This is a genomic window from uncultured Algibacter sp. (assembly GCF_963976535.1).
Lineage (GTDB): Bacteria > Bacteroidota > Bacteroidia > Flavobacteriales > Flavobacteriaceae > Algibacter_B.
Genome location: NZ_CAXBLF010000033.1, coordinates 25,065 through 37,817, shown reverse-complemented (window position 1 = coordinate 37,817; position 12,753 = coordinate 25,065). Strand labels below are relative to the sequence as shown.

General features: G+C 31.1%; 12 protein-coding genes. All 12 read right to left on the bottom strand.

Annotated features, from left to right (window positions below):
* A partial coding sequence (locus AAC024_RS10165; RefSeq protein WP_339895276.1) for a glycosyltransferase occupies positions 1-871 on the bottom strand: 871 nt, incomplete at its 3' end.
* Positions 868-1,863: a glycosyltransferase gene (locus AAC024_RS10160; protein ID WP_339895275.1), complete on the bottom strand. Its 996-nt coding sequence runs from the start codon at positions 1,861-1,863 to the stop codon at positions 868-870. The genes AAC024_RS10165 and AAC024_RS10160, both read right to left, overlap by 4 nt.
* Positions 1,864-1,900: 37 nt before the next feature.
* A complete protein-coding gene (locus tag AAC024_RS10155; RefSeq protein ID WP_339895274.1) occupies positions 1,901-3,436 on the bottom strand; it encodes a glycosyltransferase in 1,536 nt (511 codons plus the stop codon).
* On the bottom strand, positions 3,433-4,575 hold the full coding sequence (locus tag AAC024_RS10150) for a glycosyltransferase family 4 protein (protein ID WP_339895273.1): 1,143 nt from the start codon (positions 4,573-4,575) through the stop codon (positions 3,433-3,435). Before AAC024_RS10150 ends, AAC024_RS10155 begins: the two co-directional genes overlap by 4 nt.
* Before the next feature lie 2 nt (positions 4,576-4,577).
* Positions 4,578-5,465 (bottom strand): hypothetical protein, encoded by an 888-nt coding sequence (locus AAC024_RS10145; protein WP_339895272.1) that lies wholly within the window; start codon positions 5,463-5,465, stop codon positions 4,578-4,580.
* Positions 5,465-6,898, bottom strand: a complete 1,434-nt coding sequence (locus AAC024_RS10140; RefSeq protein ID WP_339895271.1) for an MBOAT family O-acyltransferase — start codon at positions 6,896-6,898, stop codon at positions 5,465-5,467. The genes AAC024_RS10145 and AAC024_RS10140 overlap by 1 nt, the downstream gene beginning before the upstream one ends.
* Positions 6,899-6,917: 19 nt before the next feature.
* Positions 6,918-8,324: a UDP-glycosyltransferase gene (locus tag AAC024_RS10135; protein WP_339895270.1), complete on the bottom strand. Its 1,407-nt coding sequence runs from the start codon at positions 8,322-8,324 to the stop codon at positions 6,918-6,920.
* Positions 8,311-9,441 (bottom strand): UDP-N-acetylglucosamine 2-epimerase, encoded by a 1,131-nt coding sequence (gene neuC / locus AAC024_RS10130; RefSeq protein ID WP_339895269.1) that lies wholly within the window; start codon positions 9,439-9,441, stop codon positions 8,311-8,313. The genes AAC024_RS10135 and neuC overlap by 14 nt, the downstream gene beginning before the upstream one ends.
* Positions 9,442-9,565: 124 nt before the next feature.
* A complete protein-coding gene (locus AAC024_RS10125) occupies positions 9,566-10,357 on the bottom strand; it encodes a glycosyltransferase (protein WP_339895268.1) in 792 nt (263 codons plus the stop codon).
* Positions 10,350-11,393 carry an N-acetylneuraminate synthase gene (gene neuB, locus AAC024_RS10120; protein ID WP_339895267.1) on the bottom strand — a complete coding sequence of 348 codons (1,044 nt, stop codon included), beginning with the start codon at positions 11,391-11,393 and terminating at the stop codon, positions 10,350-10,352. Before neuB ends, AAC024_RS10125 begins: the two co-directional genes overlap by 8 nt.
* Positions 11,386-12,048, bottom strand: coding sequence for a hypothetical protein (locus AAC024_RS10115; RefSeq protein WP_339895266.1), 663 nt, complete (start codon positions 12,046-12,048; stop codon positions 11,386-11,388). The genes neuB and AAC024_RS10115 overlap by 8 nt, the downstream gene beginning before the upstream one ends.
* Positions 12,041-12,718: an acylneuraminate cytidylyltransferase family protein gene (locus AAC024_RS10110; protein ID WP_339895265.1), complete on the bottom strand. Its 678-nt coding sequence runs from the start codon at positions 12,716-12,718 to the stop codon at positions 12,041-12,043. Before AAC024_RS10110 ends, AAC024_RS10115 begins: the two co-directional genes overlap by 8 nt.
* Positions 12,719-12,753 lie beyond the last annotated feature (35 nt).

Below are 12,753 nucleotides of genomic sequence, written 5' to 3'. Positions count from 1 at the left end.
CTGCTTTTGGCCAACCTTCAGATTTTGAAGGTAAAATTAAAAAATGACTTTCTTTCAAAACATCTTTTACCACTTCCTTTTTCTGATTTCCAAATAGCCTCACTTTAGACTTTAAGTTATTTTCGTTTACATATGTTTCCAAATCTGCTTTCAAAACACCATCACCATATAAATCTAAAGAAATATCAAAACCAAGTTTATTCAATTTTTCAATAATTTGAATAGCTAACAATGGACGTTTTCCCTCAACTAAGCTTCCAACAAAAACAAGCTTTAATTCGCCAGAATAGTCTCTATTTTTTGGCACTTGACGCTCATTATTTTTATAAGTAGCCGTAAAAAATGGTTTAATATTTCTTGTTTGATTTTTCCAATCTCCATAAACTAATGCGGTCATATTCTTTGTTAGAAACGTATTTGAAAGCAGCCACTTTTGAAGCTTATAACTAACAGGCTGAACGGTATTCGGATCCCAATTTCCTGCGTATTTTGCAGTTTTTGTTTTCTTCGGAAAAGAAACCTGAACCAAGCAACCTAATAGACCAATATTTCCAGGACATCTTAAATGAATATGGTCTGCTTTTCTGCAAGCGTTAAAAATTGAATATAGAATTCCTGGTATTTTTAATACAGACAGAAAAGCCTTTTTTAAACTAGTAAATTCAACTGATGGAATGACTTTAAAATTTAGATTATCATGATTATATGATAAATCAATTAAACTTTTACTTTTATTATTTTTAGGAGCAATTAAAGTCACCTCATCCACGTGTTTTAGCCACAAATTCATTTCGCGCACATAAGGTCCGTAAGCCGAAATATCTTCGCCATTTACTTGATGTTCAACATGTGTTATGATTAAAAACCTCATGGGTTTATCTTCGGTTTATTAAAAAGTAATGATAGCCATCCTACTATTCTTCCCAAAGCTTCAGTGAACGCTTCTTTCCTATGATTTGTTGTTAATACATTTAAAAACCGAATAGTCGTTAGCAACAATACTGTTAAATTCCATTTGATTCGGGATTTAAAACTCGGATTAGAATACTTAACGCGCCATACATACCAACCATTCCTTACAACCATTTTACCATACTTGAATTTGTTTGGTCGTCCAGATGCATCGTGATGATGAGACAATCTTGCATTTGTGTTTACATATAACTTTCCTAGTTTGGCTATTCTAAGCGAAAAATCTGCATCTTCATAAAGCCCATAACCCTCAAAGTTCGCTGAAAATGATAATGTATCAAAAATGGCTTTTTTATAACTGGAAACTCCTCCCATAATTTGCTCTACAGAATATATTTTACCTGAAGGCGGCAAAAAGCCAATAGATCTTCCATGAGCGAAAGTGGGTAAAAACCCTGGAGGCGCATCAGGTTGTAATCCAAATTTTCGCCTTAGTTTAAACCTAGATGGTTCACTACGCTCCCATTCATCAAAATAAAACTTACTAGGATTATTGCTTTTGGTTGCTTTTTTCCATTCTACTTCGTTAGTAATATAACCACCAACAGCCAAGGCATCAGGATGTTTCTCATAAGTTCCAATTAAGTTTTCAAAATAATCAGGTGTTAAAATAATATCATCATCTAAAAAACACACTACTTCAGATGGCTCTGAAACTAAGCTGACACCTAAATTACGTTGTTTTGTTAAACCTCTTTCATCCGGTTCTACTTTAACATATTTTAAATTATAAAATTTGTTATTCTCTAAAAGTATTTTTGTTTCATCAATTATAGATCCATCTATAATTAAAATTTCATTTGGATATAAAGTTTGTCCATTTATTGAAAGAAGTAATTTCAACAAAGGCTCTCTTCGCATATAAGTGCATATAATTAATGAGAATTTCATAGTTTATGCTTAGAAATTATAATAATTTTGTTGCGTACTATTCATGCTGTTCGCCTTTTTTCATAAGGCGTTGCGCATATATTAATGATTTATTAAACTGTAAATATTTATATGGTAGTTTAAACAATCGCAAAATAATTCCTTTTTTATCTTTTTTAAAAAGGTATATAAAAAAATGTTTCCAACGCCATTCTTTAATTTGTGAAGGTGTAAAATGCTTCAAGAAATTATAAGTTACTGTTGGGCTTGGTACTGGACGTACATACTTTACCGGCTTACCTAATTCCCAAGGCTGAACTTTACGTTTTTTACCCAATATTTTTGATTGATTGCCCCAAAAACGATACCCACCTACTGGTGGCTTTAAATGCAAATTGGGTGAAAATGGGTTTTGTAACAACACCTCACCTAGCATTAATATTCTTAACCCAAAATCGGTGTCTTCTCCGTAACCTCCATCAAAATTAACATCGTTACCCACTAATTTTTCTACAACAGTTCTTTTAACACAAGAATTCGCATTGCTGAATAAATGTGCTACACCAACTTTCCATCTATTATCTTTTAGCTTTGACAGTTTTTGTTTTAAATCATCAAGGTTTTGGTTGGTATTATCTGCCATAATATCTAAGCCATTACAAGCACTTGCATTGTATGTTTGCAATAATCGTATATGGTTTTCAACAAAATCTGGCAATATGCGTACATCATCATCGGCAAAAATAATGTAATCGCCAGTACACATATTTATAGCTTCATTTCTGGCACGACAACTGCCTTTAGTAGTCTGCCATTTTACTTTAACATTAAACTTAAAATTTTCTTGATTGTAATATATAGCGTCTCGCTCATTTTCCGGAGTTGCATCAACAATAATGGCTTCTTTAATAAGAAAGGTTTGCTCATTATGGTCTTTTAACAACAGCTCGGTATACTCTTGCCGCTTCATTGTTGGAATAACTAAACTTACTGTTGGCGTTCCTTTTACAGGGTTTAAGTCTCTATATTTAATAATTTTATTTTCCTTTTTAACAACTTTTTCAGAAGCACTTTTAAAAGCTTTATACTCAGATAAAAAACTAAAACGCTTTCTAAATAACATATAAAAACTATGGTGTTTTTTGAAATTTTTTAGAAAAAATAAATACCTGTCTTCTTTTGAAATAGTTACATCAACTGATTTAATTGGAAATAACCCTTTTACATACAATGGAATACCTCCAGAGTTTCTAATTAAATTAAATCCGAAATCTAATCCGCTAATAACAGCGTTTGAATATTGATAATCAAAGCCACCCAAAGTTTCCCAAACAGATGCTCTTACAACAAAACTATGAGCATTCAACCTCCAATTAACAGCTGTATCGGCTACTTTAAAATCATTAACAAACCACCAATACACAGCAGACTGATACACCAATTCTTTAAAACAATTCTCAAAACCTTGATCTAAAGAGCTATGCCATAAATCTCCAGGACCTTGAGTTAAAACTTCCAACATGGCAAGGTCTGGTTCCCCATTATATAAAAGAACCTCTCCGCTAGTTGTTGTATATGTCTTTAATTTAATCATTTTATTGGAAGCAATGATTTGTACAGGTTTATGTTTTTTTCAAAAACTACAGCTGTGGAAAAATTAGAAATAACATGTAATCTTCCGTTTTTTCCAAAACGTTTATTTTTTTCTTCATCATTTAGAAGGGTAAGTATTTTATTTGAATACGCTTCATGATCCGTTGGGTTTACCAAATACCCTGTTTCACCATCTTTCATAAGCTCTGTTGCCCAGCCAATGTTTGAAGCAACCAATGCTTTTTCCATAGCCAAAGTTTCAAGCCACGTCATCGGGAAAGCTTCCGCAAAACTTGGTAAAACCACCACTTGAGCTTTTGCTAAATAGTGTTTTATTTTTTTATACGGTACTTCATGTAAATCTGTCACTTTTAATTTGGCTTCCTCAGTTAAACGCTCAAAAAACAAGTCGAGTGTTGATTTATTTTCAAGTACATCTTTAACATCTTTACCTATTAAAAGTAAGCTTGCATTTTTATTGATTTCTACAACCTTATTAAATATATTGGCTAACTCTAGCACCCCTTTTTTTCTTATAATCGTACCAAAATATAATAGTTGACCTATATTTATTTTTTCATCTATAGGCTTAAAAATCTCAGTATTAATACCGTTATAAATGGTTTCAATATCACATTTTAAATGAAACAGTTGTTTGGTTTTATTCGCTGTAAAAGTACTTACAGAAACTATTTTATCCGCTTGTTTAAGCGCTAATTTTTCAAAAAAATAATTCTTTCGTTTTTGCTTTCTCCCTTCTAGGTTACAGAAATAAGTATCACTACCATGTAATCGAATAATTAATGGTACAGAAAATGTCATAAATGCAGTTATTCCAGTCCAATCTGGGGCTTCAATAATATCAATTTTGAAAGCTTGAATTTCCTGTTGAATTTTTTTCTGTATGTGCTTGCGCTCTAAATACCACCCAAAAAATCTATATCCTTTACGTGAGATTGAAATTACTTTTATACCACCATCAAAAAATATTTTTTCATCATTTTGAAAAACCACAAAAACAGTAATACTATGTCCTTCACGCGCCAAAACAGAGGCCGAATTTTTAATACTTGACCCTAAACCCGCGGAAGGTTTCAAGTTTTTGTGTGGATATTCTGGGGTTATAAAAGCTATGTTCAACTTTAGTTGGTTTTAAAAGAATATATATCTTTAATTAAAATATTAGTAAATTCTTCAGCACCCTCAATATTTAAATGCCCACAATTATAAAAGTATTTCTCCTTATCGTCAAAAATAGAAACATAATCTAATAAAGACGGAACCCTTGTTTTAAGAGCCCTTAATCTATCTCTATTTTCAATGTCTTTGCAATAAGGTGCAGTAAAAAAAGTAAGATTAGTACCTCTTTTTTTCATAAGTTTAATTATAGATTCAATTTCTTCGTTTTCTTTATTTATAATAAAGGGTATTGCTCCGGATACACCCTTACCTACTCCTACTTTAGGATTAAATCCTACATCTAGGTGTGTTTTTGGTTTTTTATTTAAAATTGTCGATAAAAGCTCTCTAAAGCCAACCACTTTATCATATTTCAAATATCTATAAAAAGGAATATTATAATAATAAAAATTGTTTTTATCTTTTTTCAGTTCCTGTTTTACATCATCATTAAAAATAAAAGGCACTAAACTAGCCTTAAAGTTATTTGATAACCCTCTTAAATTAAAATTGTGATCTACTTGTAAAACAACATTATCAAATGTAATCTTATTTGATTCAGCCAAAATCATTAATGTTAACATATCACCATTTGTGCCTCCAGATATTCCGAAGTTTACACATGATTTCCCTGTTAATTGTTCTATCAATTCGCAATCTATATGATTTTCAGTTCTAGACGACCCAAAAAAAGCATAATCGTAATGTGCATCTTGTAATTTAAGTATTTTTTGAATTTTGTTTCTGGGTGTACCATTTTGAAATGTATATGTATAAAGCTTGTCTAACATATACATACTAACAAATACAACAGCTAATATCTTAAACACATATATTGAAAATTGTTTCATTAGAATTGAAAATATATAAATTCTTGATGGTTAGAATACACGCCAAATGTTAAAATCATTAAAATGATACCAATAATTTTAAGCCATTTTAATTTGCCTAAAAAAGGATGTTCATTATGTTTATGAAACCATTCTAAAAGCATAAATATACCTATAAGAAGTAACATTTCTATACTATAGTTTTCAATACTTAGATATTCTATATTAAAACTTAAATTAGACACTAAGCGTTTAATATAATTGTAGGCAACGGCAATACTATCTGCTCTAAAAAAGACCCATGCCAATGTAACTAATGTAAAAGTGAATAGCATATTAATAAATTCTCTAAATGAAGGTAATATGCCATGTTCTGAAACTTGATTTATATGTTTTCTGTTTTTCTTTCGCATTAATAACGGGATAAAAAACAGAGCGTGTAATGTTCCCCATATAATAAACGTCCAGTTTGCACCATGCCAAAAACCGCTTACTAAAAATATGATAAAGACATTTCGAATTTGTTTTGTTTTACTTGTTCTTGAACCACCTAATGGTATATACAAATAATCTCTAAACCAGGTTGAAAGCGATATATGCCATCGTCTCCAAAATTCAGCAACATCTCTAGAGAAATAAGGATAATTGAAATTTTGCATTAATTCAAACCCAAATAGTCTAGCTGTGCCAATAGCAATATCACTATAACCAGAAAAATCACCATAAATTTGAAAAGCAAAATATACAGCACCAATAATTAGAGTTAATGTGTTTAGTTCTTCATAATTATCGAAAATTGTATTCACATAAGTTGCGCAACTATCAGCAATCACTACTTTTTTAAAGAGTCCCCAAATAATTAAATGTATTCCAGATTTGGCCCTTTCTAAGTTAAAAATTCTTTTTACAGAAAACTGAGGCAATAGATTTGTTGCTCTTTCAATTGGACCAGCAACCAACTGCGGAAAGAAAGCTACAAAAGTCGCAAAATTTATAAAATTCTTTGTTGGTGATAATTTTTTACGATAGACATCAATTGTATAGCTTAACGTTTGAAAGGTATAAAACGAAATACCCACGGGTAGAATAATTTGCATGGTTGAAGCATGCATCTTAACTCCTAATAGCTCCCAAGCGTCTATCCAGCTTTCTATAAAAAAATTGTAGTATTTAAAAAAACCCAACATACCCAAGTTGAAAACCAAGCTAATAACTAATAGGTGTTTCCGCTTGCTTTTAACCGTTTCACCCTGAAGTTTTAACCCAATAACATAATCTAAGCCTGTGCTTAATGCAATAAGTATTAAAAAACGATAATCCCACCAACCATAGAAAAAATAACTGGCTATCAATAAAATGATATTCTGAGCTTTTATATTCCTGTTTACTAAAAACCAATAAATAATGAATACTGTAGGGAGAAATAATAAAAAAGCTATGGAGTTGAAAAACATACTTATCTGCTTTTATATCTTAATTATTATTTAAAATAGTGTTTATCTCCTTTAAAATAGAACTTGACGCTTCATTTGCTGGTTGCTTATTTATTACATTAAACCATTGTTTTGCTGCACTCACCGTTTTACTAGAATCTTTTAATAAATTTTCTATTTTTTCTGAAATTTCATCAGGGTGATTCAACCAGCATACAGCATCTTCTGATGGTTTCGATCTAAAGTGTACATAATCGTAAACGTAAACTCCTTTTTCTGATTTTTCTTCAGAATTGAAATAATTATAATTCATAAACATACAAGGCTTGTTATGTATGGCGAAATCAAATACCATTGAAGACCCTAAGTTTATTACAAGATCTGTATGTGCCGCTAAAGACGCTAACAATATAGCATCTTCTTTTGTTGGTAAAATGGTAATCCAAACCTCACCTTTAGCTTTCCAAATAGGTTCAATGGCTACTATAATATCATCAAATTCTCTAATTACTTCATCATATCTATTTGATACATCTACAGGACATCTTCTAAAAATCAACCCTAATTTGTATCCTTTATTGTTTAATTTTCTAATTGCCAATGCAACATCTCTTAAATACAAAGGGTCTTTTGGAGATGTGGTAACATCGTCCCCGCTATAGCAGATATAAGCTTTCTCAAGGTTTAATTTATATGTATTATAAAATGATGCTTTAGGAATTATTTCATCAGAATTATAGTGACATTCAAATTGAGGTGTACCTGTAACAGTTACCTGATTTGCAGCAATGAATAGATGGTAATGAAGCAATTCATCTTTCATATGTTGACTCCAAACATTATAAAAGTTAGCTGTAACATCTAAGGTCGCCTTTGGTAAATTATCCCAAGAAAACACAAAACATATGGTAGGTATCCCAAGATTTTTGGCTGCCTGCATAGGTGCAATTGCTAATGCGGCTCGTTGGCTTGTGCAATACACCAAATCTGGCTGTTGCTGTTGAAGCGTTGCTCTACAATTTTTGTAATAGCTGGTTTTTTGTTCTAAATTATTTATGGTTTCCCGTATAAAATTCAAACCGCGCTCTGAGTTAAAAATAAAGGTAACTAAGTTAGTCAACACACTTTTAACTATATTTTTTATTCCTTTAAAATTTAAAGGAAATAAGTACTCATAATAAATAGACTGTTTATCTCGTTTTGCAAATCTTGAAATTTCAATGTGTTTACGTGCATTCTTTAAAATTGTAGTCAACCAAAATAATTTGGGTTGCATCAATTTTAATTCTTGAAATCCTAAATCTGATAAATCGTATGCTGTGTGATGCCAAAAAACGACATCATATCCTCTTTTTTTAGCAAGTTTAACAAAATTAGTGAAAGCAAAATTGCGCAAGCTAACACCATCTGCAATTAAAATAAATATTTTAGGATTAGATGAGGTCACGAAATTGTTTTTGATGGTTAATGTCCCAAAACGCTTTTAGCTTTAATCGCTCTAAAAATAATTGGGCGCTATCGCCTTTCCCAAAACTTTTTTTATTAGTATTCGCAGTAGGTTTTAGGTTGAGAATCGCTTCCTTTATGCTTTCAGTCTTATAATCTGTATTTATTAATGTGGTATTTAAAATTCTGTTTTGTTGTCGCGTTCCAATATTTATTGTTGGGGTATTGTAATAAGGAGCTTCTCTAACACCAGCACTACTATTTCCAATAACAAACTGTGCGTTTTTTAGAAGGGTTAAAAAGTACTCGAACCGCAAAGAAGGGAAAACCCGAAACGCTTTGTTATTTTGTAATTTTTTATAAGCTTCTAAAATATATTTACTTCCCAAATCATTATTTGGATAAATAACAACATAATTCTTTTGGCTTTCCAAAATGGCTTCAACAAAATTGTTTGCGTGCCTCTCAATGTGATCAATTTCGGTAGTAACCGGGTGATACATTGCTATTGCATATTGGTCAAAATCAATATTATAATAATCTTTTACTTCGCCTAAATCCGGCAATTTATTAGAGAACATGATATCTACATCGGGCGAGCCAATGGTAAAAATTGAATTTGGAAGTTCACCCATTTGCAACAAACGCTTTTTTGCTTCGCTATTGGCAACAAAATGAACATGGCATAACTTACTAACGGAATGACGTATCAATTCATCAATAGTACCAGATAGTTCGCCTCCCTCTATATGTGCTACTAAAATATTGTTTAAACTTCCCACTATTGCTCCCGCTAAGGCTTCAACGCGGTCGCCATGTACCACAATTAAATCGGGTTGCAATTGGTTGATATAGCTCGAAAATCCTTCAATGGTTTTAGCAAGTGTGAGATCCATGGTGGTCTCTTTAGTGCTATTATTAAAAGTATGGATATTCTTAAAACCACTTCTTTCAATTTCAATTAAAGTATAGCCATAAAGTTCTTGCAGATGCATTCCTGTTACAAAAACATGTGGCTCAAAGGTTTCGCTATCCTGCAGAATAGCCATTAATGGTTTTAATTTACCAAAATCGGCCCGTGTACCTGTTAAGAATACTATATTTTTTAACTTATTCACAGTAATTTTAATTATAATAAATTCTTATTATACCCATTTGCAAACTCACCTTTTTTTTTGAATTTTGAAACAATTCTTTCAATATGAAAATTCAAACTATGTAGGTTTAATAATTTATTCATGTTCATTGATTCTTTAATTTTTGTATAATTTTAATTCTTTCAATAAAAATTAAAAAATCGATCTTTAATGTTTTAAAAAACGTTTTGATATTAATTACAAAAATCTTTTTTATAAACTCAAGAACAACCCTTATCAAATTTGGAGGTTTTTTATTGCTTAATTGATAGTCTGCTAGGGTTTCATTTCTATATCTGTTAATCAAGCCTTTGTCTGTTCTTTTTATAAAATAAAAATACGTCTCATTAACATCTATAATTCGATACCCTTCATTAACCACTCGCATAGACCATTCTTTATCTTCATTAGCTACTAAATCTTGATTAAACTTAATTTTATTCCAAGCTTGTTTATTAATTAAGCTACATGCAGCCATTAAACCAAATTTTAGTGGCTCTTTTACATTAAAATCATTATCAATAGCTCTTTGATAATTTTCAATACTATTTACAAACCTAACACCTGCAATATTAATATCCTTTTTAATAGCTGAAAGCGCATTATAGAAAAAATGATTGCCAATAGGCATAGCATGAGAACTTAATAACAATACATAATTTGACAATGCTGCTTCTATGCCTACATTTATGGCTTTACCGTATGTGAATTTATCTATGTTTACAATTTTACAATTGTGTTTTTTTGCGACCTGTATACTACTATCTGTAGATTTATTATCAACAATTATGATTTCATGAATATACTCTGAATATAAGCTATTCAACATATTCAAAATTGTGTCTAGAGCTTTAGATTCATTTTTATTTCTAATTACAATTGAAACCTTATCATTCATAATCTGAACCTTTTAGTTGTTCATCAAAAGCAATATGCCTTGTCGCTGTTTTTCCTAATACCGTATCAAAATACTCAGCTGTAATATCACCTGTGCCAGGTCGTTTTACCCAAATATTATCTTTAGAGAATACATCTCCTTTTTTTATTTCAGCAATACTACAAACGGTTGCAAAGGCAAAATCCATAGTTACTTGTTCTTCTTTGGCAGGCGCTTTTGTACCTCCACGCATTTGGGCAATCTCAGCACTTCCTATAATTAATTCTTTACATGCTTTTTCGTCCATACTACAAACAATATCTGGACCAGTTCTTTCCATATAATCAGTAAAATGACGCTCTAAAATACTTGCACCCAAAGCCACAGCACCTAAGCAGGCATTATTATTTAAAGTATGATCACTTAAACCAAACACTTTTTCTGGGAAGGCTTTATGAAGTTCTTGCATAGCACCAAATCTCACTAAATGTGAAGGTGTTGGATATAAATTGGTGGTATGCAACAGCGCAACAGGAACCTTATAACGATCGAAAATTGCGACTGCTTTTGCAACATTTTCAATAGTATTCATTCCAGTACTCATAATAACAGGCTTTCCAAATTTAGCGATATGCTCTAGAAGTGGATAATTATTACATTCTCCCGACCCTATTTTATATGCCTGAACACCCATTTGTTCTAACCGATTTGCAGCAGCTCTTGAAAAAGGCGTCGATATAAAAATCATGCCTTTGCTTTCTACATACAACTTTAATTCACGCTCGTCCTTCTCATTTAAGGCGCATCGTTTCATAATCTCATATATGGAAATATCAGCGTTACCCGGAATCACTTTTTTGGCAGCACCACTCATTTCATCTTCCACAATATGCGTTTGATGTTTTACTACCTCAGCACCAGCCCTAAAAGCCGCATCTACCATTTCTTTGGCTACTTTTAATGAGCCTTCATGGTTAATACCTATTTCTGCAATTATTAACGGCGGAAAATCAAGTCCTACTTTTCGTCCTGCTATTGTAATGTATGGTTTATGCATTTTTTTTCAATCTTCTTATTCTTAAAACAACAAACGATTTAAGCTTCTCTTTGATATAAAATAATTTCATTTTCGCATTTGGATTAATAAAAATTAATTGCCCTCCTCCAATATAATTATTTAAAAATCTTTCACCTCCGGGTGAATAAGGTCTGTGTTTTCTTAAAGTAATAACATTTACAAAATAATGCTTTGGAAACATTTGTAATAGTGTTTCTGTTTGTAATTTCCTTCCGCCTTCTACAAACAATATACTGCGTGAATTCACATAGTTTTTTATAGAGTCTAAAGACGTATCAAGCCCATCAATTATAATGAGATCAAACGTCTCATTTTTTATTGATTTTAGTTCATTAAACAATGATAAATTATTAAAATCCTCTATATTTTCAGGTAAAACCGATAAACAAAAATCATTTTTTTCAGTTCCAAAATATTCAATATCTTCATTATATATTTTACTATACTTTAAAACCGTATCTGCTACAGCCCCTATGCCTAAACCTAATTCTAAAACTTTTTTAATTTTAAAATGTTTTATTATTTTTAATAAGGTCTCAATCGCAAATTCACTAGCAATATGATCTGAACCTTCTAAAGCACAAAAACGCTTATAATTATTTTGTGCAATAGATTTTGTACTAACTCTATTCATTTGGGTATTGATTTAAAATATATTCAGCAAATTTAAAATCCTCCTCGGTATCAATATCAACCTGAGTATATGGATGATTACTAATAAGCGGGATGTTTTTATCTCCTATTATTTTATTTTCTTTAATTAATGAGGTCTTAATAATATATATTAATCCGTTTTCAAAATACAATGGCTCTAAATCTTGGCTACGTTGCCCCAAAGTATAATTAAAAGGTTCAAATTGGTTATTAATAATTTTTCCTAATTTATGATGATTCCTACTTACAGTCATTAAACTATCAGAATCCTTGTCAATAAATTGGCGGTATGCATTTTTAAGTAACGATTCTGGCCGCAATGGATTTGTTGGTTGCAACAAAACAACCTGATTATAATTTTCTTCTATATTTTCAATAACATGTTTTAATGCCGAAACCGTAGTAGACAAATCACCTGCCAAATGTTTTGGTCGGTCAATAACCTGTATGCCTTCTTGCAAAGCATACTGTTTAATTTCATGGTCATCAGTAGTAACTACAATATGATTTATAATTTCTGAATTTTGTTTAGCGTAATTAATACTGTATGCTATTAATGGTAATTTTAAAAGCGTTCTCATGTTTTTACCAGGCAAGCGCTTTGAGCCTCCTCGAGCTGGTATAATACAAATAGTTTTTTGTGAACTCATTAATTACTTTAAAATAAACATTTTGACAATTTAGT